Here is a 26,755-nt window from a genome sequence, read left to right as displayed (position 1 = left end):
TTTTAGGAGGAGAGAATATGGCGAAGTCAAAACAATTGAAACTGGGAGCCTTGCTACACGGGGTGGGTGGAAGCACTTCTACGTGGCGTCACCCTGATGCCAAACCGGATGCTAGCGTGAATTTTGAGCTTTACAAGTCGTGGGTACAGAAGGCTGAGGAAGGCAAACTGGATCTGATTTTTATCGCAGATGGTCTGTATATCAATGAGAAATCTATTCCGCATTTCCTGAACCGTTTCGAGCCGTTGACCATTCTCAGCGCATTGGCTGCCGTCAGTACCAACATTGGTCTGGTAGGCACCTTGTCCACCTCCTATAGCGAGCCGTTCACTGTTGCCCGCCAGTTCGGTTCGCTGGATGTGATCAGCGGCGGTCGTGCAGGCTGGAACGTGGTAACCTCTCCGCTGGAAGGCTCCGCCTTAAACTATGGTAAAAAAGAGCATCCAGATCATAGCAAACGGTATCGGATTGCGACGGAATATCTGGAAGTCACTCGCGGACTCTGGGATTCCTGGGAGGATGATGCTTTTGTCCGTGATAAGGAATCCGGTGTCTTCTTTGATCCGGAGAAGGTGCATACCTTGGATCATGAGGGAGAGTTCTTCTCTGTAAAAGGGCCGCTTAATATTGCCCGCTCCAAACAGGGGCAGCCGGTGATTTTCCAGGCAGGCTCATCTGAGGTTGGCCGGAACTATGCCGCTCAGGAAGCGGACGCGGTCTTCACAGGCCATGATACGATAGAATCCGCACAGGAATTCTACCGTGATGTCAAAGCCCGCGTGGCTGCATCCGGCCGCAATCCGGACGAAGTGTTGATCTTCCCAGGCATCGGGCCAATCATTGGTGATACGGAGGAGGAAGCGGAGCGCAAGTATCAGGAGGTAGCTGGCCTGGTAACAATTGAGAATGCACTCAACTATTTGGGACGCTTCTTCGAGCATCATGATTTCTCCCAATATCCGCTAGATGAGCCGTTCCCTGAGTTGGGCGATCTAGGGCGTAACAGCTTCCAGAGCGGGACTGACAAGATCAAGAAGGATGCCAAGGAGCAAGGCCTGACCTTGCGTCAAGTGGCTCTGCAATCGGCTACGCCACGTACGAGCTTCATCGGTACACCAGAGCAGGTAGCGGATCAGATTCAGACCTGGTTCCAGTCGGAAGCGGCAGATGGCTTCATGATCGCGGAATCTGTACCGGGCGGGCTGGAGCAATTTGTGGAACGGGTCGTGCCGATCCTGCAAGAGCGTGGACTGTTCCGTACAGAATACGAGAGTGACACACTGCGTGGCAACCTCGGACTGCCTGTACCGGAGAACCGGTATGTGAAGACTTCGGAAACCGCCGGCAGCATTTAATAGAAAAGCCATGGTGCTCTGCTTTTGCAGAAGCGGCCATGGCTTTTTTTGATTTTGTTCGGGCAAGGTGGCCTATTTGCCGCCTTGGCTTTGTTTGTTTACATAGACGATGACAGCCCGATAGGGGCGGATCGGCGATTTTTTAACATAATATATGTTGGAGTGTCTGTTTTGAAGATGATAACATTAAATGTATAAAATTATAATTTCAAGCTAGCACCGGAACATAGCCTGTCGACAGATTTCAACTGCTAGAAGCGTAAAAGCGGGGTATTCCCTTTAAACAGTTGTCTTAACCCTGAAAAGAGGGATTATCTCCCTAACTAACCGTTTTAACAGTGAAAAGAGGGATGCCTCCCCAACTAACGGCATTTTTGCACCTTATTTCTATCCAAAATGGGTAAAAGAGGGAAATAAGGGCATTATTGCATCTTATTTTTCGAAAAAGCACACCGGACGGGGTATTCTGGAAGAATTAAGGTACAATATTGCACTTAATCTCCACTAACCCTTAACTGAAGAGGATTTAAGGTGCAAAAATGCCGTTAATTAGACTTCTTAGATAAGCTCTCTTTTTCCTTGGATATGTTTGGTTTATAAATGCGTTTTATATAGCCATTAATGTTGTTATCTTGCGGTCTTATTCCAGTGCATCAGCAGAAATGGCGGGATTAAGGTATAGTAGTGCTGCAGGCCATTTATGGTGAACGATAGGAAGCTTGCTGGAGGGATGCCGGTGGGAACGGTTGTGACCAAGGTTTTCAAGTATGGGACTGAACAAATAGAGGCGCTGGGGCAAGCAGATGCCACGCTTGGAACGGCAATGCAGCGGCTTGGCCGGGTGGAACGGGGCATTATTCCTGATTTGTTCGCTGCGCTGGTGCATGCCATTGTGGGGCAATTAATCTCAGCGAAGGCAGCCGCTACAGTCTGGGGAAGAATGCAGGAACAGCTTGGCGAGATTACACCGGAGAATTTGCTTTTACATACGGCATATGATATCCAGCGTTGTGGCATGACGATGAAAAAAGCCCGCAGCATCGAGGCAATTGCTCGTATCGTGGCACAGGGAGAACTTGATTTGGAGAGTCTGCGTGAACTACCGGATCAAGAAGTCATTGCCAGACTGACGGTATTGCCCGGTATTGGCCGATGGACAGCAGAGATGCTGCTGATCAATTCCATGGAGCGCCCGGATATCGTAAGCTGGGGGGATATAGCCATCCGGCGTGGCATGATGAAGCTTTACGGACTGGATTCGCTTACCAGGGAGCAATTCGAGCAGTTCCGCCAGCGCTACTCCCCTTGGGGTTCTGTGGCATCGGTTTACCTGTGGGAGCTTTCTTTTGAATAGATATGAAGATAGATATGCGGACAGATATACGGGTTGTAGCGGTATGACATACTATGAAGGAAGGACAAGGATTATTAAGCATGGATACAACCATAAGGGAGCAGCTGTTGCTATTAACCGATGCAGATTATCAAAAGTTTACGGCGAGCTTAATTCCGAATATCAGTAACATTCTGGGCGTTCGGTTGCCCGAGCTTCGCAAGCTGGCCAAAGGGATGGCGCGGGGAGATTGGCGGGCCTATCTGGAGCAGGCGGACAGCGAATACTTCGAGGAAATCATGCTGCAAGGCATGGTAATCGGTTATGCGTCAACCCGCAAGGGAGCTGATATCGAAGAAATACTGAAATATATCACCGCTTTTGTACCCAAAATCGATAATTGGTCGGTGTGCGACAGTTTCTGCATCGGGCTGAAGTTCACTAACAGTCATCGTGAGCGGGTATGGGGGTTTCTGCAGCCTTATCTGGCATCCGACCAGGAATATGAGATCCGATTTGCCGTGGTGATGATCTTAAATTTTTTCGTTGAAGATGATGATATGGATCGGGTGCTGGAGCAGCTGGACATGATCGTACATGAGGGCTATTATGTCAAAATGGCTGTGGCCTGGGCGTTATCCGTTTGTTATGTCAAACATCCTGAGCGGGTCATGGCTTATCTGAAGCATAACTTCCTTGATGATTTTACATTCAATAAAACTTTGCAAAAAATTACGGAATCTTACCGTGTCAGCTCAGAGGACAAGCAGAGAATTCGCAGTATGAAACGTAGATGAAGCGCTGTTGCATATCGTCTGGGATCTAGGTGGGATGGCAAGACAAGTTAAGCATAAGCCGAAAGTGAAATTTGGCTCGAACAACAGTATAGGTAGTATATAAAAAATGAAATGAAACGAAATGAAGCCTCACCGGTCCTGAGTTGGATCGGTGAGGCTTCATTTATTGCGCCGGATGAAACCGGCCTGGATCAAGTTGGTTGTCGCCTTATTTGCCGTTGTTGGTTTGACTACGCAGACGCTCCAGTTCAACATCTACGGCTTGACTGAGTTTAGGATCTACTGCCGGATAAGCTGCCGGGCGGGCACTGTGGCCGGATTGTTCCGCCAGCACTTCCCATTCGGTAATTTTCTCCTCCATACGTTCGAAGCCTCGGGAAGCTGTGTTAGTAGCGTTCAAGCCATATTTGCCATAGACATTGGGACTGCCGCCATTACTGCGAGGAGCCGATTGGATGGTCTCCGATGCTTTACGGGCACGTTCTGCGAGTTCGGCTCTTTTAGCCTTCAGGCGGGTACGCTCTTCTTTGGCTCTAGTAATATTGGCTTCCAGTGTAGCCAGCGTTTGCCGGGTCTCCTCCAGACCGGCTGCGCATTCCTGAATACTTTCGGTGTACCGCAGTTTGGCCATCACTGCCAGGCGCGCTGCTTCTTCATTGCCTTGGGCCATAGCATTAACGGCCTCGGATTCGCTTTGTTCCACCAATTGCGCATACTCTTGCTTGCGACGCTCCAGCACGTTCGCGGCGACTTGCAGATCACGTTCATTGCGTTCTGCTGTTTCAATCTCTTCCTCAAGATCGCGCAGGTACTGTCCAGTCAATAGGATGGGATTCTCCAGTTTGTTCAGGCCTTCGTTCAGGGCGGCTTTAGTCAGGGTTGCAATTCTATTCAAGATACTCATAAGTAATCTCTCCTTATATTTAAGTTGGTTTCACAGGAACAGGGCAACAGTGGATTAATAGAAATCGTGTTTGTCGGAAAAACCACCATACGGTTCTTGGGGAATCAGAACGCTCAAGATGATGTACAGCAGAGCGACTGTGCCAAAGCTGAAGAATGCACCCACCACCGTAATCACTCGCAGGATTGTTGAATCGATGCCAAAGTATTGGGATAATCCTCCACACAGACCACTAAGTTTCCTATCAGTTCTGGAACGGTATAATTTTGTCATGCTATCTCTTCCTCTCATGAGTGAATTGTATCTGAATTTGTTTAACCGGCTTGCTTATGACCTTATTGTAGGATTTTTTGAGGGTTCGCAAAACGGCCTGAGGACGGTTTTATGCACTCGACCTAAGGCGGGGAAGGCTCCCGCAGAAAGACGGGGATGCCTGTGGGAGGGCATTTGAATAACGGGAAAACCTCTAGTTATTTTAATTGAAATCGCTTCTCCTCTAAAAATAACTGGAAAATATCAGACTGCCCAGAAACACCATTCTCTACGATTGTTGATGCGAAATAGCCTTATAAATCAGGCTCAGCTTCATCATCAATCCTTGTCAAAACCACTGCTTCAGAAGGTTGGAGACGTATGCATGGGGGCTAACGGCCCCCAGCGCCGTTATTTAACACATCAAGTAGCTTCTGAAACATGTAACGGACTCAGGTGCCGCTATTTCCTCCCAAACCGTGGATTTTACACCCGTTTTCTGCTCATAGCGTCTCTGGAGTCCGTTATTATCTGGAACGGTCAGTTGTTAGGAAATAACGGACCTGAGGTCCGTTACCAGAGGGAACAAGAAGCAAGTCCGGATTTCGAGATCGGTTCATTCATCAAGGGTTTAATTATGGATTTTCTCAAAACAACTACTTTCTCAACAGTCTGAGAAATTCCCTTTATTTTATTGCAAAGAAGGTGAAAGGGAATATTAAAGGTATATTTTCCAGTTAGCATAGCTACTCTTAGCTTCGCACGTGGGCTCAGGCGGTTATTTCCGGTGAAGTGTGGACTTGCGGTCGCTGATGTTCCCCCGTTCCTTCTATGTTAAACCGGCGCTATTCGCTGAACATAAAAATGATAACTTACGAATCAGTTATACAAGCTACACCCTTGTATACTAAGGATTTCGCCCATCTAGATGTTGGATTTTTTAAGTTCAGACTATATAGTATGAAAAAGCAGCTCCCGGTATATGGGAGCTGCTTAATTTGTAGTGAGGTGAGCATGCTATCTCCTTCAGGAATTTTCAACCTCGTCGTGTCACTGCCCAGAACAGAAGAGCTGCAGCGCTGACAGCGGCGCCCAGCAGGCACACTGCATTCCAGCCTCCGTGAGCATACGCATATGTCGAAGCGAGGGAGCCGGAAGCACTTCCTATGGAATAGAAGATCATATATGCGGCGGTGAGACGGCTCCGAGCTTCGGGTCGTACGTTAAAAATCAGACTCTGATTGGTAACATGTACGGCCTGAACCGCCAAATCCAGAAGAATAATACCACCCAGCAGTGCGAGCAGTGAGTAGTGTAGCAGTGAAATCAGCGCCCATGAAGTCAGTAGCAGAATAAGGGCCAGCCCAGTGGTACGCTGGCCGAATCCCCGGTCGGCTAGCACTCCGGCCCGAGCCGCTGCGAGGGCACCGGCGACTCCGGCCAGGCCAAAGGCACCGATGGCCGTGTGTGAGAGGGAGAAGGGCGGCGCGCTAAGCGGCAGCACCAGAGAGGTCCACAAGATGCTGAACGCCATAAAGATCAGCAGCGCAAGCACCGCGCGGACCCGCAGGATCCGCTCTTGCACGAATAGCGCGAGGACCGAGCGCAGCAGCTGCGGATACGATAATGTCGCGCGTCTTGGTTCCGCTGGCAAAATCCGCAGCAGGATCAGCGCAATAATGGTCATCATTCCGGCGGAGAACAGGTAGACGGAACGCCAGCCTGCAAGATCGGTCAGCACACCTGCGACCGTACGTGCAAGTAGAATACCGATGACTATCCCGCTGGTGACAAGGCCGACGATACGGCCACGTTCAGCGGGAGCGGCCAATGTCGCGGCGAAAGCGACAAGCACCTGTGTCACAACGGCAAGCAGTCCAACGATGGCCAGACCGATGAAGAGTACTGTAATTCCAGGCGCGAATCCAACGGTTATAAGAGCCAGCACAGATAATATCATTTGGCTAACAATGAGCTTGCGTCTGTTCAGCAGATCCCCCAGCGGGACCAACAGCAGCAGTCCAAAAGCATAACAGATTTGGGTAATGGTGATAACCACTCCGATTGAAGAATGGGAGATGGAGAATTCACTCGCAAGGGTGTCCAGCAGCGGCTGGGCATAATAGATGTTAGAGACGGCCAGCCCACAGGCAATGGCGAATAATAAGGCCACGGAGCGGGTCATCCCCGATGCCGGAAGCCGAGAAGCTAAGGGGTCAGAATGATCGGCAGACATGGGGATTTGTGATTCAGGAATGTGATTGTTCACAGAGGATCTCTCCTTTTTAATTTTATACTGATTAGTATAATATACTGAATAGTATGAAAAGAATCCAGTTATTTTTAATTTGTTTAGAGTGAGTGTCAGGATAATTCCACTGATTTTATTGAAAATTGATTTATTATATAAGACGATTAAAAGAAAGTAACAAAGAGCGGGAAGGAACGAGGGGGAGGTTTGGAACTATAAGAGTGAAAGTGCATACCTGAAAGCTTTCTGCAGGAAAGCCCGCAGGAAAGCTCGCAGGAAAGCTCGCAGGAAAGCTCGCATCGAAAGCTCGCTTCGGAAGCCTAAGCCGTAGCCAGATTGCAACCACGACAGAAGTCCAAATATTGATCGTAGTGAAGACCAAGCCTTAAGTGAGAATCTTAAGTTCGATTTATAAATCTACTATGTGAATCACTTCAATTTGACAACCTTTATACAAACCCTTAAAATCATAACATACTGAACGATATGAAAAGAGTTGATAAATATGGTTCGACAGCGGGAATTTGATGAAGGGAAGGCACTGGATGCGGCGATGCGGGTGTTTTGGGAGAAGGGGTTCGAGGCTTCTTCTTTAAATGATTTGACATCTGAAATGGGCATTCAGCGCCCCAGTTTATATGCAGCGTTTGGGGACAAGAAGCAGTTATTCGAAACCGCACTGCGGAAATATACCCAACTTCATGCATCCGGTATTCGGGCCAAGCTGCAAAAGGGGACAACGGTCAAGGAATCCTTCTGTTTCTTGCTCGAAGGGATCGTGGAAGAGGAATACGCGGAAGGGCCCAGCAAGGGGTGCTTTTGTATCAATACGATGGTGGAGCTTGCTCCCCATGACGAGAAATTTGAGATCCTGACGCGGGAACATCAGATGTACCTGGCTGCAATTTTTCAGGAAAGAATAGAACAGGGTGTACATGCAGGCGAACTTGCGGGTGATACCAATATAAAAGCCCTGGCACAGGGGCTGGTCATCACGTTGATCGGGCTAACAGTAATGATGAAGGCGCGCCCGGAGCGCTCTTTTGCCGACAACGCCATTCAAATGGCACTAACGATGATCAAGTAAAATTGGATAAGTGAACGGGCCAACCTTTGAGTTGGCTTTTTTGCATTATAATAACCATTCATGATAAAAAGTGACAAAATAAAGAATCTATTACTAAAATAATACAATTAACATCAATTATTATTGACGAAACTAAAAAGAAACAATAATAATTAATTATGGTATTTATTTCAATATATTAGCAGATTGGAGGAGGGTAATGAGAAAATGCTCAATTATTATTCCTACGCACAATAAACGCGAGTTTCTGGAGTACACGCTGCGTGGATACCAGGAACAGACATTCAGGCAGTTTGAACTGGTTATCGTCAACAATGGCTGTAGCGATGGCACCGGAGATCTGTTGCGGGAATTCTCCGATACACTCGAAATTAATGAGGTCAGGTTGGAAAGCAAGGTTGAATCTCCTACGGCACGCAATGCTGGATTAAAGGCAGCTCGTTATGACCAAATTATTCAGACGGATGACGATCGCATTCCCTGTCCGCGGTTTGTTGAAGCGCACTTAGAGCGGCTTCAGGATACAAGGTGCATCAGCATCGGGGGGAAACACCCTATATTGACCATCCTCAAGAAAAGAACACCGCTCTGGCAGTTTACGGAGGATTATTCCGGTCTTCAAGAAGAGCTGAAGCAAGGAGACCACTTGTTACTTTCAACCCCGGATGATATTCAAGCGCGGGGACAAGCCTATTTTGATCCATGGAACAAAGATGAAACACCAGATAATTTCCCTGCTGTTCGCCGCTCTGAAGAGTTCACGCTTTTTTTGGAGAACTTCGGCTTTATTATGGCTACGGGCGGCAATTGTGCGTACAACAAGACTCGGGGAGCAGGAGTTATATTTGACGAGGCGATCAAGGGCTGGGGCTGTGATGATAATGACTTTTTCTATAGGCTGCACTCGCAAGGCTATTATTTTTCTTTTAACAATGAAGCCCGGAACTATCATCAAGAGCACCCTAGGCGTGACAGTGAACGAGATGAACTAAGGGTAAACCTGAAGTATCTTTGTCATAAATATAACCGGTTGGAGTTTTACTTATGGGCCAGGACGTTTATGGATGAATCGGAGTTTACCCATCTGGATGGTGATCGATTCTATCGGCTGCTATCACAGGATTCTAGCGTGTCGGCGGATTATATCGGCTTTCTTACAGGCAAGTTGGATAAACATTTTTGGTAGAGGAGATGTGTGTATGGTCTGTCCGGTGGTTATCTTCTGCGGCGGGCGTGGAACACGAATGAATCAAGTCACCACAGAGATTCCGAAGCCGCTTGTTGAGATCAATGGTGTCCCGCTGATTTCTCATGTCATGGATACTTTTATGAGGCATGGATTCAATGAGTTTATTCTCTGTCTGGGCTATAAAGCGAACAAGATCAAGGACTATTTCCTTCATGAAGTGTATTACAAAAATGATATTACGCTAGATGGTGACGACATCGTTCAAATACATCATAAAGACCGTGGCAGCCGAACGATTACGATGGTTGATACTGGACTTGATGTCATGACTGGAGCGAGGCTTAATGCTGTTCGTAAATATATTTCATCTGACCACTTTTTTGCCACCTATGGTGATGGCATTGCTGATATAGACTTGCACAGATTGTACAGCTTTCATACCGCTCATGGCAGAATAGGGACCGTAAGTGGGGTGCAACCGTTTTCTCAATATGGGCATATCGAGCACCAGGGGTCCATTGTCCGACAGTTCACTGAGAAGCCTAAATTGGATCATCGGATCAATGGTGGTTTCTTTCTCTTTAAGCAGGATATTTTTAAGTATCTTTCGGATGATGCAGATTGTGTTCTTGAACGGGAGCCGCTGGAGAACCTGGCAAGTGACGGGGAGCTTATGATGTACGAGCACAATGGATTCTGGAAATCGGTAGATACTCAGAAAGATCAGCAGGATTTGGAGCTGATGCTGAGACAGCACAATAGCAAAGGGGCGGTAAGCTTTGAGCATCTCAACGTTTTATAAGGGGAAAAAAGTGTTGGTTACCGGAGATACAGGTTTCAAAGGCAGCTGGCTGGCGTTATGGCTGTCGCATATGGGAGCTGAGGTATACGGTCTTGCTAATGATGAAGGACACCCGCGCGGATTGTTTCAATTATGCGGGTTGAAAGAGAAGATCACGCATTACGCAGCAGACATTACTGATTATTCGGCTATGGCTGACATTTTCAAGAAGGTAGAACCGGAAATCGTCTTTCATCTTGCGGCCCAACCTATTGTGCAAAGATCTTATGTTGAGCCCCGTGAGACGATTGAAGTGAATGTCATGGGTACCGTCAATATTTTGGAATGCCTGCGGGACAGTGGTGTTCGAGCCGCCATAATGGTAACTTCAGATAAATGCTATGACAATACAGGAGAGTTCTGGGGATATCGCGAGTCTGATCCGTTGGGTGGGTCCGATCCATATAGCTCTTCCAAAGCATGCTGTGAATTGGTGACGAATGCTTATGCTCAATCGTTCAATCAGAACCAAGCGATGGGAATAGCTACGGTCCGGTCCGGCAATGTCGTGGGGGGAGGAGACTGGGGCGAGCTCAGACTTATCCCGGATATTATTAAGGCAATTGAAACCAACGGGACGCTTTCTATACGAAATCCGTTATCCACCCGTCCATGGCAGCATGTTCTCGATTCGCTTCATGGTTATTTGATGCTGGCTCAAGAGCTGTACCAGCAACCGCAGAAATTTGGCGGAGCCTGGAACTTTGGACCGTCAGCCGCGCATAGCTATACCGTAAAAGAGGTAGTCGAGGAAGCGTATGCTGTGTGTGAAATTCCGTACAAGCTGTGTGTAGAAGAGGGACAATTTAAGGAAATGAAGCTGCTGTCCCTTGATTCGACCAAGGCTAATATTATGCTGAATTGGCGGCCCAAGCTGTCCTTCAAGCAAATGATTACATTGACTGTCGATTGGTACAGACGCTCTGATAGCACAGATATTCTACAGCTCTGTCTTGAGCAAATTGAACTGTATCATACGGAGAGTCTTCCGCAGAAGCAAGAGTTATTCATATAGGAGGGACAACCATGTCCAGTGAAGCGAAGTGGAGTCTCATCCTGGAAGAACATTTTGCTCAGCCTGTTTTGAATTCCGAGTTATGGTCCTATGTCCAAGGAGGAGGGGGCTATGGGAATGAAGAGCTCCAACACTACACAGACAGGACCAAGAACGTAAGGATCAGTGAGGGGAAGCTCATCATTGAAGCTCATGAAGAACAATATGGAGGCGACCCTTATACTTCGGGAAAAATCATCACCAAATCTAGATTTTCTTTTCAATATGGCAAGGTTGAGATTATGGCCAGACTTCCCGAAGGTCAGGGGATTTGGCCTGCGTTCTGGATGATGCCGGAGGACGAGCATCGCTATGGTGGGTGGCCGTCATGCGGGGAAATTGACATTATGGAGATGATCGGCCATCAGCCGGGAACGGTGTATGGAACGATTCATTTCGGGCATCCGCATACATATACCAGTGGAGAGTACACCTTGAAGAATGGAGCTTCGTTCTCAGAAGACTTCCACCTATTCAGTGTGGAATGGTCGGAGCATGAAATGGTGTGGTATGTGGATAATCAGGAGTATTCCAGGCTGAATGAGTGGCATAGCTCTCCAGGTGGGGGGAGTTTGCCTTACCCTGCCCCCTTCAATGCACCGTTTTATTTGCAAGTTAACTTGGCTGTTGGAGGTAGATGGCCGGGATACCCGGACAATTCCACCGTGTTCCCACAGCAGCTGGTCGTTGACTATATCAAAGTGTATCAGTTAATACCGGAGCATTTCGTTAGTGAAAAGTGAAATTCGGATAATCATGCTATCGCTGGATGCAATGAGCCAATCCTTGAGGTTGGCTTTTTTTGTTTATGCAAGCGCACAGTTCTTGAGATTCTTTAGTTTGAACGAGTCCATCTAACGACAACTCGCGAGGTGATGGAGTGAAAAGACACTGTATGTAAATATTATTTATGGTTATATAAATAAAAAAAATATTTACATTAAGCATATTTACAATGTGAATATGAAGTTGTATAATTTCCAAATAAAGGAATGTCATCAGGTCTACTATGGATATTTGCTTCGCTACGTATCGGGTAAAAAAATCGCTCAAGGCACGCTAACGTTATCCCTATAACGAATGAAAAGAGGTAGAGATGTGAAAGGAAGAGACATTATTTTAGGCTTGCTGCAGAAAAAAAGGAGGACCGGATACGAGATTAACGAGGTGTTCAAGACTATTTTTTCGCACTTTTTCAATGGTTCATATGGAATGATCTATCCCACACTCAAGAAGCTGGAGAAGGAAAAGGTAATTGACAAGGAGGTTGTTTTTCAAGAAGGAAAGCCGAACAGAAATGTGTTTTCAATCTCTGAAGTGGGGACTAAAGAGTTCTATGAATATCTAATCTCGCCTGTTCAGCCGGAAATCCGTCAATCTGACTTTTTGATGAGAATGTATTTTGGAGAATTTGTTGAGAACGAGGTTATTATTCAATGGATTAATGATGAAATCAAACAGAAAACAGAGCAAATCGATCAGTTGAAAACAGATTACATTAAGTGGAAAGATAAACTAACCTACACACAAAAAATATCCTATGACATAGGCATCGCACAATACGAGGCGGAAATACAGGTGCTAGAGGCCAAACTGGTGGAGATGGGTTAACCTTACAGGAGGTTTTATGAAAAAGGAGATCAATCTTTTTTTAACCATATCTGTGATGTGTATGGGGATATTCTTATGTATGTTAGATACGACTATTATGAATATAACATTGCCGGCTATACAGGATAGTCTGGGTGTGACCCTGAATCAATTATCCTGGGCACTGAATATATACACAATAACTTTTGCAGTAATGACGATTCCTCTAGGCAGATTGGCAGAGATTTATGGTAAAAATAAAATCTACATTTTAGGTTTTATCATTTTTTGTGTCGGATCATTGATTTGTTCTTTTTCCAATGATGTGTCTGTGCTGATTTTCGGAAGAGGCGTACAGAGTATAGGGGCAGCTATTATTTTTCCGATTAGTATGGTTATTGGTATATCCACAGTGTCTATAGAAAAAAGAAGCAAAGTTATAGCGATTCTAGGTGTAACCCAAGGGCTTTCGGCAGCGTTGGGACCTTCAATTGGCGGACTAATCACACAATTCCTCGGCTGGAGATGGGTTTTTCTAATCAATGTTCCTTTAAGCATCATTGCGATTGTGATCTCCTTCTTCTGTCTAAACATTAAAAATGAAGAAAAAATAAAGAGCAAGAATGATTACAAGGGTGCTTTCTGGTGTGTATGCTTCTTGTTTAGCTTAACGCTCGGGCTAACGCAAGGGAACTCATGGGGGTGGGGGAGCATACGGATTATTGCTACTTTTTCAGTCTCCATCCTATCGTTCATCATTTTCATTTTCACAGAAAAAAGAAGTCAGTATGCAATGATCAATTTAAAACTGTTCAAGGATCGTCAGTTTAATGCTTCAGCGGTAACCGTAGTGTTCAGCAACCTTTTTCTAATCGGGGTTACCGTGCTCCTGCCGACGTTTCTGAACCGAATTCATGGAGAATCTGAGCTGCGAGCGGCGCTATTAGTCACTCCAATATCCGCAATGATCTTTGTATTTTCGCCGATTGCTGGTTTACTGGTTGATAAAGTCGGGAGAAAGGCAGTTATATTCACAGGTTTTATGGCGATGGCTGTTGCCTACTACATGCTTTATCATTTGGACGTATCTAATGGATACACACAATTGATCATTGCTTGTTTGGTTCTTGGGTTTGGTTATGGGATCATTGTAGGGCCGATTACAGTTCTGGCCGCATCTTCTTTTACCGGTGAATTGCTTACGGCGTCCCAGAGTGTAGTTGGGGTACTGCGCCAGGTTGGGATTGTTCTAGCGGTAGCCATCTTTGTATCCGCCCTGACAAGCAATATCGCCAATGCAAAAGTTCAAATATTAGATCATGCCCAAAAGGAAATTCTAAAACTGGATATTACAAAAGAGCAGCAAAAGATCGTACTGGAAAACACTAACAGGAATTTAGAGTCCGAGAAAATTAACACAAACGCTTCTTCTAATGATGAGAAAAAAATAATGAGTCCTGAGGAAAGGTCAGCATTAATTGAAGCAGAAGTACAGAAGGCTATTCAACAATTAGGTACAATGAAACCGCTGAATGACGCTACCAAGAAAGGGATACAAGAGCAAGTAACTGTGGCTGTTGATCAAAAGATCACTAAAGTTCAAAACGAAGTTAACGCCTATGCCGCAGACATTCAGCAATACTCGCAGAATAAGATCTCTAAGTCGTTCTCAAGTTTATACGGTATCGCTTTTTTTGTAATTATATTATGTAGTTTGATCTCTTTCTTGTATAAAGAAGCAGAAAAGAAGGACAGAAATGAAGTGATAAAAGTTGATTCATAAAATAAATGATGCAATCTATCGAATCGAACTGCCATTGAGTGACATCGGTGGTGAGAATTCTGTGAATTGTTATTTGCTCATCATTCGGATCACAACGGACTTTTGACAATATTGCCTGACCGCATCCCGATTTATATGAAATAGATATTTCCTATTTCACATATGAAGACTATGTTATCCCGACATGTAGTCTTATGAAAAAGGAACTGATCGGGGACAATGTTAAGTCGTTCGCTTGAATATGTGCACGTTCTAGTCTTGTATTTAGAGACAAGAACGTGTTTTTTAATACAGAAGGCACTTCTATGCTATACGATAGAAGCGAGAATCGACATCTTCTTAGTGACTATTGGTTAATTACACTAAAAATACAAAAAAATCATTGCATTATTGACTACAATGAAGGATATTTGTCGAATTTCGTAGAAATTAAACTATATGTTATTCGAAGCAAGGACACATTGTGGGGAAGATAACGGCGTCTGAATTTGCCGCTGTGATCTGCATCGGTGAGTTTGCTTCGTTCCCCGTTCCTTGAAACTTGGATTTGCTCGTTAATGAATCTGTCCGGGGGTGGACGGTTTTTCTTACGTTTATAAGAAAGGTCTTCGGCGTGCTGTTTGTGTCCAACGCCTGGTAGATATTTGTAGGGCACATTTTCCTTTAATGATGTTATTGTTTAGATAATTAACTAACGTATCGCGCATCTTGTAGATTGGGGTCGGTTTCATAATGAGGGGGATTCTCCGATTCGGTTCTCGTACTATCTTGCTCTATATAGCTGCTGCCGTTGTTGTTGGTTTGGTTGCTAGCTATGCCGTCATCTCTGCTTCGGATTCCCCTAAGCTCCAAAGTAAAAAAGGCATTCTGGATCTAACGCAGGTTCATGTCAGTGAGAATCCGTTAAAGTTAGCAGGGGAATGGGAGTTTTACTGGCAAGAGCTGCTGTTACCTAAGGAAATACAAATTCGTTCGGCAATGGACGGAAATCATAACCGCTGGATCAACATCCCGGGCTCCTGGCTAGGCTATCGGTTAGATGGCCAGCAGCTGAACGGTACAGGCTTTGCAACCTTTCGGTTGGTCATAAAGCTTAGCGACCAGGATAGGAATGCGCGGCTTGCTCTGCGGTTACCTACCATCTTTCATGCATATAAATTATGGGTTAATGGCGAGATGCTGGCGGAAGTTGGTGTGGTTGGACAGGACAAGAGCAGCGTGACACCGCATCTGGCAACGAAGCTGGTGTTCTTTCAGCCAGAGAACGATAGGATAGAGCTTGTTATGCAAGTCTCCAACTTTCACCATGCGCGAGGCGGCATTACCAAGTACATAGAACTTGGCGGCAGTGATGTGTTAACGGTCAAAACCAATCTGAGAATCGCTGCCGAGATGTTCGTAACGGCAAGCCTGCTAGTGATTGGTGTGTATCACCTGCTGTTGTTCCTCCTGCGACTCAATGACAGGGCTACATTGTATTTTGGCTTGTTCACCATGTTGCTCGGTATCCGATCCCTGATGGTCGGCGAGTTCTTGATCACACAATTGTGGCCAGGTATTCCCTGGGAATTGCAGTTCAAGATCGAGTACCTGATTCTTTGCAGCAGTACTTATATCATCACGATGTACTCTGATTGTATTTTTCCGAACTATGTGTCGCGTTGGTTCCGTCTTGGCACGCGGATCGCAACCAGCGTAATCTGTATAATTGTTGTGGTGACCCCTGCAATTGTATATACAAAATTGTTAGTGCTGATCGGTGTGATGATTGTTCTACATATGGTTTATCTGATGGTTGGCTTGGTCCAAGCGGCTGTGCGGAGTATGGAGGGAGCGCGGATCTTCCTCTTGGTGTCGGTGGTTGCTTTGGTTACGGTCATCAATGATTTTTTATATTACAACGGATGGTCACTAATCGGAAATACATCTCCGCTTGGTCTATTGGTATTTACGATTGCACAGATGATGCTGCTATCATCAAGATTTACGAGGGCGATATCAAACGAGGAGAGGATTGCACGTGAGCTGCAGGACGCTAACAACAAGCTGACCGAAATGAATATGAATTTGGAACGGACCGTGCAGGAACGGACAACTGCCCTATCCGAAGCTCATGATGGTCTCCGTACTTCGTATGAACGGTTGCTTCGCTCCGAACAAGGGAGAAAAAAGCTTCTTGCCTATATTACGCACGATCTGCGTATGCCGCTGTCCAGCATGCTTGGTTATGTAGAAGCTGTGCAGGACAAGATCAAGCCGGAACGAAATGAACAGTACCTGAAGTATATCCGGGATAACACGATAAGGGTTAACCGTATGATCGAGGAGTTGTCCTTCTTGTCACATTTGGAGACAGGACAAGTCTCGTACCAAATGAAGCCAGTTCATATGATTCACTTCTTGCACCAATTCTATGAACAGTATGAGCTGGTTGTGCGTGACGCAGGGTTGGATTTCATGTTGGATATCGGAGATGTGGAAGATCAAGGACAAAGCTTGCCGGTTGTAGAGATGGATGCGCAAAGACTAGATCAGGCGTTATTCAATCTGGTGTCGAACGCAATGAAGTTCACTTCTAGAGGTGGGATGGTGCGTATTACGCTAGCCGTGGACAAGGTGAAAGATACCCGCTATGCGATAATTAGCGTGCAAGACTCTGGCACGGGTATTCCTCCAGATCAGCTCGAGCAAATCTTCGATCGCAATTACAAATATGATCGACCGGGCATGGAGCAGGATGTAGAGGGGAGCGGGCTCGGGCTGGCGATTTGCCGGGAAATCGTACAAGCACATGGAGGGACGGTTCGAGCGGAGAGTGACGGCAAGACGGGGTCGGTATTCTACGTATCCCTTCCTTGTATTGTAAACGAAAGAAGGTGATGGTGTGGTGGACACTACCAAAATTATGATCGTCGATGATGATCCCCATATATGCGAGATTGTTCAGCTGTATTGCGAGAGGGAGGGTTACATAACTTCCTACAGTCATAACGGGACAGAAGCCATGGAGCTGCTTGCGTCGTTCGAGCCTGATTTGATTGTACTGGATGTATTGCTGGCTAATGAAAACGGCATTGATTGGTGCAGGAACGCACGTAACTACACGAATGCACCGATCGTGTTTCTAAGCAGTCGTGAGGAAGATGAGGTGAAAATCGACGCATTATCCTATGGCGGCGATGATTATGTGACCAAGCCGTTCAGCCCGGGAGTACTCATGGCCAAGATTAAGGCTCACCTTCGCAGAGTATCGATGGGCAGAAGGGAACAACTGCTGGAGTTACCGGGCTTGACGCTGGATTTCTACGCACAGTCCGTCAACATGGGGAGTAAAACCATTTTTTTATCGAAAAAAGAATTCAGTCTACTATCTTATATGGCACAAAACGTTAATCGTGTCATTAGTGTCGATACGTTGTTTCAGATTATCTGGGGAATGGAGAGTCTCGAGGATACGAGAACGGTTGCTGTACACATCAGTAATTTACGTAAAAAAATTGAGGCTGATCCTGTCCATCCTGAGATAATCATTACGGTTCGAGGGGCCGGATATATGCTAGTTGCCACAAATGAGTCGCAAACGCGAACATAGCGTTAAGTGTAGTAGTGTGACCATGGCTGACGCTAAACTTAGAGATCGAATTCATTAATAAAAAGCGGCGTAGGGATATCTTCCTTACACCGCTTTTTTTATGCACTATTACGATAGGACATTCCTTAATTCTTATAGTGTTAAGAACAGGTCTAGCGCGAACTTAAAGTTTTCTTTGAGTTTCATTAATGGGCTAAACTATCATGATAAAATACAATCAGGAAAATCGCTATGATTAATCATACTTTAGGAGGAAGAACACCCATGAAAAGGCGCATGATAAGGCGTATGATAAGTTTGTCGTTAGCCTTGGTACTAGCTGTGCCCCCTGTTGCCTACACGGCAAGCGAGGGGACAAAGATCAGCACATTAGCTGGAACAGGGACTGCCGGCTATTCGGGAGATGGAGAGGCGGCGACGTCAGCTCAATTGAACGATCCACGTAGATTGACTGTAGACAGCAACGGGGATGTGTATATAGCGGATAGAAATAACGCAGTAGTTCGGAAAGTGGACAAGTCGACGGGGTACATCAGTACGGTCGCGGGTACGGGGACTATTGGCTACTCGGGAGACGGAGGGATGGCGACCTCGGCACAGTTGCAAGAACCGTTGGGAGTAGCTATTGATAGCAGTGGAGATCTGTATATAGCAGATAGTGGAAACAACACGATTCGAAAAGTAGAAAAATCGACGGGAATCATCAGCACGGTGGTGGGCACGGGAACTGCTGACTATTCGGGAGACGGAGGAGCGGCGACATTAGCCCAGTTGAACTTCCCGGAAAAAGTAGCTTTTGACAGCAACGAAAATATGTATATAGCGGATCATTATAACCAGCGGATTCGGAAAGTAGATAAGTTGACGGGTATCATCAGTACGGTGGCGGGCACAGGGACTGCTGACTACTCAGGAGACGGAGGAGCAGCGACCTCGGCCCACTTGAGCTTCCCGTCTGGAGTAGCTTTTGACAGCGACGATAATCTATATATAGCAGAGAATGGAAGCAACACGATTCGAAAAGTAGATAATTCAACGGGCATCATCAGTACGGTGGCGGGCACAGGGGGTACTGGCTTTACGGAAGATGGACAACCAGCGATACTAACCACCATGAGCAACGTGACTGACGTAGCTGTGGACAGCAGCGGTAATGTATACATAGCCGATACTACTAACCACCGGACTCGGAAAGTAGATAGGTTGACCGGTATCATGGGCACGGTGGCGGGTACGGGGGAGGCTGGCTATTCGGGAGACGGAGGAGCCGCGACGTCGGCCCAATTGTTCTACCCGAATGGGGTAGCTGTGGACAGGAATGACAATGTATATATCGCGGATTCGAGTAATAACCGGATTCGAAAGGTAGGCCTATCAAGGGATGCTAGCTTGAGTAACTTGACGTTGTCGAGCGGAACGCTGAGTCCGGCATTTGTGCCGGGCGAGAAAAGCTACACGGCGAGCGTGCCAAACAGCGTGAGCAGTATTACGGTAACACCAACGGTGAGCGACAGCAGCTCGGCGGTAACCGTAAATGGTACGCCTGTGACGAGTGGTTCAGCATCGGGAGCGATCGACCTGAACGTGGGGAGCAATAACACGATTACGGTCAATGTGAGGACGCAGGATGGTACGTCGGCACAAACGTATACCGTGACGGTTGAGAGAAAGCCTGCTGCAACGATTGAACTGACAGCGATAGCTGGCAACGGACAGGTGACGTTGAACTGGGGCAGTGTATCGGAAGCAGTTGAATATCATATTTACCAGGGAACGGCAACGGGGCTCTACGGACCCACTCCGATTGCGACCGTCGGCGGAGCAACCAACAGCTACACGGCATTGGAGCTGACGAACGGAACAACTTACTATTTTGCAGTACAAGCAAGCAACGCTACAGGCTCCATCGGTTACTCTAAAGAAGTAAGTGCAATACCACAAAAAGGAAATACAACGGTGGCGGCAACCGATCTGACCATCGGAACAGATGCACCTGCGACAGGCGCGACCCAAGCAGACGGAACGAATACATTTAAACATGCAACAGCTGTTGTAACATGGTCGAGCGGAGGGGCTTATGCGCCAGCAAGCGGAACCTACTTGTCGGGCATCGCTTATAAAACCAAATATGTACTCACAGCCGATACAGGCTATGTGTTTGACGCAACGGCTAATGCATACGGGAAAAACGGAGCGCAAGATTTATCCGGGCGAATTACCCATTTAGGTGCAGGCACATTTACAGCTACCGTATCAAGTACGGTTAAAACAAACGATACGCTTACTATAATCGTAACCTGGCCGGGAACAGCGCTAAGAACGGTGGCGGCAACCGATCTGACCATCGGAACAGATGCACCTGTGACAGGCGCGACCCAAGCAGACGGAACGAATACATTTAAGCATGCAACAGCGGCTGTAACATGGTCGAGCGGAGGGGCTTATGCGCCAGCAAGCGGAACCTACTTGGCCGGTATAGCTTATAAAACGAAGTATGTACTTACAGCGGCTGAAGGATATACGTTTGACGCAGCTGCTAATGCATACGGGAAAAACGGAGCGCAAGATTTATCCGGCCGAATTACCAATCTAGGTGCAGGCACATTTACAGCTACTGTATCAAGTACGTCTACGACCAACGATACGCTTACCATTATCGCAAGCTGGCCGGCAACTTTTCAGAATTTGGTCAAAGTGAACCTGGATAACACGACTTACTTTCAAGCCTATTATAATGGCGCCATCATTCCTGGACAGGGAGTGAATATTGCAGGCGGAAGTGATTTCGGCATAGAATTGGCGAATAATTCGGTTTCCCCGTCTCAATTAAAGCCTGTAGTGGTTAAAAGCGTTACGGCTGTTGATGATAAGGGAAACAATGTACTGGTCAATTTAACACCAGATACCACGCATAGTGCTTGGGGTTTGAATTTGAACATTAAAGGAAATTCCGCACAAACGAACAGAACAGTAACTATAACTGTAAAAACGGAAGCGGCTTATTCGATTGATAAAAGCTTTTTGACTAGTTTTACAGGCATAGCTGCTTATACGGACAGCTCAAGAAATGTCTATCCGAATCAGTACAACGCCACACAGTATTTTACTGCCGGAGATAAATTGACCTTGAGTCTTTCCTCAAACGCAGTTATTCCTAATGGCGTCCAATTAATCGGTACAAAAACCTCCAAAGTGGTTGAGCTGACGAACACACTTTTTGACACGAATAATTATAAATACCAATATACATTTACAATGCCGAATGAGCCTGTATCTGTTGTTGTAAAATCAAGTACTAATGCAAATGCTCCACACAACATAAATGTAAGGCAAACAATAGATAACGTGATCCATCCAACGCTTTCGGGCGGCTCGACTTTTGTTCAGGCAACAGCAAGCACGCCAGCGAGTGCAAAGGCGGGAGAGAAGGTTACGATTTTTCCTGGCAGTTATAGTACCAAATTTTATTCAATTACCGGTGTTGATGTAAGATCGGCGCTCTTTAATGAAGTGGTGCCGGTTACTAAGAATGACAATGGTTCCTACTCTTTTGTTATGCCTTACACCGATGCAAACGTAACAGTGAATATCGTAGCCAATCCGTTCATCTCGATAACGACCACAGCTAAAAATAATAGCAGCGCTCAAATTACATCTGACACCAAAAATTATTATCCGGGAGATCGAGTAAGTTTTCAAATTACGAATACCGATCCGCACAAAACGTTGTCAGCTGTCCGTTTTATAAGAACATCGGACAATACTGTAATCTCTACCTTAGACAAGAGTAGCCATGCATTCGATTCAAGCATAAGCGATAGTTATGTCATTTATCCTAGCGGTCGTCAAGTATCTTCCAATGAAGGAGTAACCATTGTTGCCGAGTTTAATGATTATGCAGGAATTCCTGTATACAAGGGTACGCAAAATACCAAAACTGAGGCGCAATTTTCGGCTTATCCGGCAAATGTGCTGAAAAACCAGCCATTTACTTTTAAATTTACTGTACCGGATGATTCCAATAATACGCATACTCCTCAAATAAAAGTTACAAATAGCGATGGTACAGCCTCTTATATCGATTCTATCTATGAAAGTACAGATTCTCAAAATCAGAATATAAGCACCTATAAAGCTGACCTTAGCAGTTTGAAAACAAATCCGCAAAGTATTACTTTAGTGGATAAAATCAAATCTGCTAATAAGGGAAGACTTATTCAAGCGTTAAGCGCAAATTCAAAATTGCCTGGTTTATTTACGACCATCGTGGTAAACGGAACGAACATGAATAGTACAAACGGAGATCAGGCGGTGTACATCGGTACATCATCGAATCCAACGCAACAGGCCACTTTATCCAATAAAACCTCAACCTCTTTTGAAATAAAGGTGCCTAGTAATATGCTGCCAAAGGACAAAAATGTAACCTATTATATTTCTGCAAACGGCGTTCAGAAATCATTGACCATCCAAACTGAACAGGAATTGAGTCATAAGACCTTTGGTGTATTAGCTGTTGTGTCATCGAATCAGAGTCATTCTGTCATTATTGGGGCGGACGATACAGACATTAACCAACAGTTGGGTAGCAGAAAGTCCATACTTACAATGAAAGGGAAATTCGTTGTCACTGGAAGAGAATATCAATTCAGCGACACAACGATGATTAATTCTGTAGTCAGTAGTTATATGGAAAGGGAGGGTAAGCTGAAGGTTACGGATTCCGGAAACGGGAATGTAACGGTTGATGCCAAGAATGTCAGCATGGCCGCAGGCGGTATGACCTTTATGAGGGGGAATTCGAAAATCGAACTGAAAAAAGGAATCGAGTACGATATCGAGGAGTACCAAAAAGGGGATACCGGCGATTGGAAGTTCCCAAATAATCAAAATATTAAAATTGATAATGTGGATGTCAATCTCGGGGGATTAGCTGTCATTGACAGCGGGTCTACAGCAAAGATTACTGGCGCTTTGTTGATTGGTAAGAACTTCATGTTTGAAGGTAAGGTTTTTGTGGGAATCATGGCACCGGGCGGACAAGAATTTGGGCTTTCGCTGAATATAGACAGACTTCAATATGGTCTGAATGAACAAGGACGACTGGTTTATAAAGGCCTTCAAGCCGGGGGGGCTATAACGCCTCCAAGTGATTTTTATGAAAAGCTGCTTCCCGGTTTTAAACTTAATAACAGAGTGTCTATCGAAGGATCAATTGATACTTTTGAAAAAGTATACGGACTGGGGTTTGACTTAGACACCAAGCTAGCGAAAATAGCTGCCAGCGGGGTTTTAAAACGAATTGACGGCACATTTTTACCTAATAAAGTGAAGTTAATCGTCGGTTCAGAGGCGGGGCTTCCGATCTTGCCTACTGTTATTTTAAGTAAAGTTGGTGGCGGTGTTGACGGTCTTGCTGATTATATAACCAAAAATTATAAAGGTATACCACCAATCGTGTTTATGTTGAACGGTCAGTTGGATGTAGGTCCTCCTGGTGTACCCGCTGATAAAAAACCATTGCACTTTAATAATCTAGAACTGGTGTTAGGACCTTCAATGGTTCAACTGACGGGTATGCCTAATCTCTTGGGAATCGATTTGTTCAAGTCATTTAGAGCGGGTTTATATAGGGATATGGATAAAGTTAGTTTCCAAGTGGATCTTGATGCCAATATACTGAAAAATTTTGAAGTCATACTGGCACAGGGGAAAGCCAATGTTACTTCCTATAGTGATCCGAAGCGAAAGACGGATTTTTATGGCCTGCTTCAGGGAACTGTACAAATTCCTAAAATAACCTTGGCTCGCACATGGTTTGGTAATATTACCGCTGGACCGCTAACTTTGCGTCAAATGGGAGTTGGCTTGAGCAACAGCAACGCTTTTGCTACGTTCTCTATTTTGGGTTTTGGTCTTAAAGCGGATTATAGTTTTGGAAGTAGATCAGTATCTGTATCAAGATCCTTGTTGGCTTCCAGTCAAATGGACAATAAGCAGACATACTATGATGAAGACGGCAATTTCGCGGGCGAGATGCAAAGCTTCTCCAATATTAAAGTAGTAGCTACCAGCCCTTCCCAGGCAGCAGGGCGAATGTTAATGGCCGCTTCTTCGGGTGTGTCCGATCAGCCGACGATCAAGACGAATGACGCATCTACGATTCATACGATAACATTCCCTACAGGCTTGACGCAGGATTACGCGGTTACGGTAACTGGCAGCACTTACGATTTCAGCATCACAGATCCTGAAGGTCATCCGTATGCCATAACGTTTCCCAAAACGTTGAGTGACGGAAGCATCTATTATGATGATCCAAATGCTAACGCAGCATTTTTGTCTGACGATACGATTATGTTTAAGCTAGGCCATCAAGCAGGAGACTGGACGATTTCGTCCGCGTCAGGCCAGCCTTTTGCAAGTGCTGTTCTTAACATCATTCCGATTCCGCAAACCGACAGTGCAGTGCTTGATTCCAAAACAAAAACCGTTAATTGGACACTTAAAGGTTTGGATACAGTCAATGAGACCTACCAAGTGCAAGTACATTTGTCCACCGACAATGGCGATGACAAAGCAAACCTAAGCCCTGGCGTTCTAATTCATACGATTAACGTTGACCCGGCACAGGTTGTGAACGGTGGAATAAGTGGCAGTTATGTATTCTCGCAATCTGATTTGAGTCATTTGCAAAGCGGCAGTTATTATCCTAGAATTGCGCTTATTGGCATACCTAAGGACAATAAAGATAAAAATATACCTTATTCCAGCATGAATGCTAAGCAAGCTTTGGTCACAACCAATCCGCTTGCACCTGGTGATGTAAGCTCTGTTTCCGTATCAGCAGGCGGTGGGGGAACATTAAAGGCTAAGTGGAATGAGGTTCCCGGTGCGGATGGTTATCTGGTCAACTTGTTTGATGATCAAGGTAGAGCTGTGATGTCACCTTTATCTTATACAGATGAAATTGGGAGTGATGGAAAGGCTACGGACAATCAAATTCCTCACGCCGGCGTACCGATCAGTTACAGTATCTCACCAGACTATGCTGTCGATGGAGCATTTTCAGTTGATTTTTCAGGAATGACTCCAGGCAGCAGTTATAAAATCATGGTATCTCCTTTTTCATATGCCGATAAAACAGATACAAGCTCAGTTCAATTTTACGGCAACCCGACCGTTTCAAATGTTGCCTTTGTACCTGTTCCGCGAAATCCGGTGTTAAACGTTACGTCCAGTAATGGAAATGTGGCAATAGACGAAGAAGCGGGCAATTTACTTTACGTGAATGGAAACTTCAATCTGGATATTTTATCCACTTTCCTTAATCAAAAGGATGGGACAAATGTGAATCTAGACAGTAAAATTACCGTATTGCAAAGCGACGGAACGATTAACTCGGAGACCAGCAAACCTAACTTTAATAAGATTTACAGCAGTGCTGATTATGAGAGTACGATTTCCGTTCCCGTTGCGGTCAGTGATACAAACCGTTCAAGCATCATTAAAATTGTGGCTGAAAACCAAGATGGCGATAAGTCGAGCTACAGTCTGGTTGTTCATTACAACAACGATGCTCCTGCGTTATTTGTAAATGCTGATTCGAAAGGCACTATAGTCACGGACCAAAACGGCAATTATCAAATTCAAGGCAGCACACAGCCATTTATAACCGTGAGAGATAATTTTGGGAATCAGGTAAAAGCCGACGAACGCGGCAATTTTACAATCAAAGGAACGTTGAACACTGGATTGCAGGCTTACAGCACCATAACAGTAACGGATTCGTTCGGTAATTCTGCACAAGATGATGTAATTATTTCTGGAGCTACAAAAGATTCCGGAGGTAGCAGTTCTCCGCCTGCAGGTTCAAACAACAGCACATCTAATCCTGCTTCGCAAGATAGTGGCGCAACTAAACCTGCTTCGCCAAAAGATGACACAAAAACTGATGATAAGACTCCGAGCAGTGGTGTTGTAAAATCAATATTTAAAGATGTGCATTTAGAAGCGCCTTGGGCTGAACAAGCTATTGAAAAAGCTTATGCACTGGGCCTTGTAAACGGCAGATCAGTCGATATCTTTGATCCGAACAGCAACACCAAAAGAAGGGAAGCCATTACAATATTAGCTAGAGCCAAGAAGCTAACTTTAGGCCTTCCAGCAGATCTCAATAAAGCTGCATTGCATTTTGCAGACTGGGACAGTGTGCCAGAATGGAGCAAGCCTAGTATCGCGGCAGCATATGTAAATGGGCTAATAAGCGGCTCAAAAGTTAATGGGAAGTTTTATGTGAACTCAAATTCCAATATAACAAGAGCAGAGCTTGCGGTGCTTATACAAAACGCGTTTAAGCTTAAATCTGACATGAATAATGTCAAAACATTCTCTGACGATATCCCGTCATGGGCCTCTGAAAGTATAGCCGCATTGTCATCAAACAAGGCGGTTAGCGGTTATCCGGATGGAACCTTTAAACCTAGTGCCAATGCAACGAGAGCAGAAATGGTTGTTATGTTGATCAACGTTATTAAACCGGAATAGTCAAAATAAAAAATCACATTCTGTAGCAGGTTATGCTCAGAATGTGATTTTTTAGGTTTTGGTGCAATGCCAGAGCAGGGGAATTGCTAAGAGTGGATGGATCAAGTCCACGAAAGACAAAAAAGGTAGAGCTTGAGCGGATGCGCGAATCGCTCGACTCAGGGGACAATTCCTCTACGA

At 45.5% G+C, this 26,755-nt stretch carries 16 protein-coding genes; 13 read left to right on the top strand and 3 right to left on the bottom strand.

What is annotated here, in order from left to right; translation table 11 throughout:
* Positions 1–17: 17 nt before the first annotated feature.
* The 3 genes from AC3Y23_RS16625 (at position 18) to AC3Y23_RS16615 (ending at position 3,485) form a co-directional block, all read left to right on the top strand.
* On the top strand, positions 18–1,355 hold the full coding sequence (locus AC3Y23_RS16625) for an LLM class flavin-dependent oxidoreductase (protein WP_379200860.1): 1,338 nt from the start codon (positions 18–20) through the stop codon (positions 1,353–1,355).
* A gap of 736 nt (positions 1,356–2,091) precedes the next feature.
* On the top strand, positions 2,092–2,709 hold the full coding sequence (locus AC3Y23_RS16620) for a DNA-3-methyladenine glycosylase family protein (protein ID WP_379201245.1): 618 nt from the start codon (positions 2,092–2,094) through the stop codon (positions 2,707–2,709).
* 80 nt (positions 2,710–2,789) lie between these two features.
* Complete coding sequence (locus AC3Y23_RS16615) at positions 2,790–3,485, top strand: DNA alkylation repair protein (RefSeq protein WP_379200858.1); 696 nt, start codon at positions 2,790–2,792, stop codon at positions 3,483–3,485.
* 208 nt (positions 3,486–3,693) lie between these two features.
* Here the strand turns inward: AC3Y23_RS16615 and AC3Y23_RS16610 are convergent, their stop codons facing one another.
* The 3 genes from AC3Y23_RS16610 to AC3Y23_RS16600 all read right to left on the bottom strand — a co-directional run bounded on the left by AC3Y23_RS16610 (position 3,694) and on the right by AC3Y23_RS16600 (position 6,877).
* Positions 3,694–4,389, bottom strand: a complete 696-nt coding sequence (locus tag AC3Y23_RS16610) for a PspA/IM30 family protein (protein ID WP_379200856.1) — start codon at positions 4,387–4,389, stop codon at positions 3,694–3,696.
* A gap of 54 nt (positions 4,390–4,443) precedes the next feature.
* A complete protein-coding gene (locus tag AC3Y23_RS16605; protein ID WP_379200854.1) occupies positions 4,444–4,662 on the bottom strand; it encodes a PspC domain-containing protein in 219 nt (72 codons plus the stop codon).
* Positions 4,663–5,677: 1,015 nt separating this feature from the next.
* The gene (locus tag AC3Y23_RS16600) at positions 5,678–6,877 is read right to left on the bottom strand and encodes an MFS transporter (protein ID WP_379201243.1); all 1,200 of its coding nucleotides are present in this window, start codon (positions 6,875–6,877) and stop codon (positions 5,678–5,680) included.
* A gap of 520 nt (positions 6,878–7,397) precedes the next feature.
* On the opposite strand from AC3Y23_RS16600, the gene AC3Y23_RS16595 reads away from it, so the two are divergent.
* From AC3Y23_RS16595 to AC3Y23_RS16550, 10 genes are all read left to right on the top strand, one after another.
* On the top strand, positions 7,398–7,979 hold the full coding sequence (locus tag AC3Y23_RS16595) for a TetR/AcrR family transcriptional regulator (RefSeq protein ID WP_379200851.1): 582 nt from the start codon (positions 7,398–7,400) through the stop codon (positions 7,977–7,979).
* Positions 7,980–8,178: 199 nt separating this feature from the next.
* On the top strand, positions 8,179–9,165 hold the full coding sequence (locus AC3Y23_RS16590) for a glycosyltransferase (RefSeq protein ID WP_379200849.1): 987 nt from the start codon (positions 8,179–8,181) through the stop codon (positions 9,163–9,165).
* A 13-nt stretch (positions 9,166–9,178) separates the two neighbouring features.
* Entirely contained in the window at positions 9,179–9,970 is a 792-nt protein-coding gene (locus AC3Y23_RS16585; RefSeq protein WP_379200847.1) for a sugar phosphate nucleotidyltransferase, read from the top strand.
* The gene (gene rfbG / locus AC3Y23_RS16580) at positions 9,948–11,024 is read left to right on the top strand and encodes a CDP-glucose 4,6-dehydratase (protein ID WP_379200845.1); all 1,077 of its coding nucleotides are present in this window, start codon (positions 9,948–9,950) and stop codon (positions 11,022–11,024) included. The genes AC3Y23_RS16585 and rfbG overlap by 23 nt, the downstream gene beginning before the upstream one ends.
* A gap of 11 nt (positions 11,025–11,035) precedes the next feature.
* A complete protein-coding gene (locus tag AC3Y23_RS16575; RefSeq protein ID WP_379200843.1) occupies positions 11,036–11,806 on the top strand; it encodes a glycoside hydrolase family 16 protein in 771 nt (256 codons plus the stop codon).
* A 355-nt stretch (positions 11,807–12,161) separates the two neighbouring features.
* Entirely contained in the window at positions 12,162–12,674 is a 513-nt protein-coding gene (locus tag AC3Y23_RS16570; protein ID WP_379200841.1) for a PadR family transcriptional regulator, read from the top strand.
* A 16-nt stretch (positions 12,675–12,690) separates the two neighbouring features.
* Positions 12,691–14,436 carry an MFS transporter gene (locus AC3Y23_RS16565; RefSeq protein ID WP_379200839.1) on the top strand — a complete coding sequence of 582 codons (1,746 nt, stop codon included), beginning with the start codon at positions 12,691–12,693 and terminating at the stop codon, positions 14,434–14,436.
* A 768-nt stretch (positions 14,437–15,204) separates the two neighbouring features.
* Positions 15,205–17,316, top strand: coding sequence for a sensor histidine kinase (locus AC3Y23_RS16560; protein ID WP_379200837.1), 2,112 nt, complete (start codon positions 15,205–15,207; stop codon positions 17,314–17,316).
* Positions 17,317–17,323: 7 nt separating this feature from the next.
* Positions 17,324–18,028 (top strand): response regulator transcription factor, encoded by a 705-nt coding sequence (locus AC3Y23_RS16555; RefSeq protein WP_379200835.1) that lies wholly within the window; start codon positions 17,324–17,326, stop codon positions 18,026–18,028.
* Positions 18,029–18,259: 231 nt separating this feature from the next.
* A complete protein-coding gene (locus tag AC3Y23_RS16550; protein ID WP_483874850.1) occupies positions 18,260–26,575 on the top strand; it encodes an NHL domain-containing protein in 8,316 nt (2,771 codons plus the stop codon).
* The last annotated feature ends 180 nt before the right edge of the window (positions 26,576–26,755 follow it).

The sequence above is a fragment of the Paenibacillus sp. MAHUQ-45 genome, from assembly GCF_058133325.1.
The sequence above is the reverse complement of the archived record's forward strand: the minus strand, read 5'-3'. Positions and strand labels throughout refer to the sequence as shown.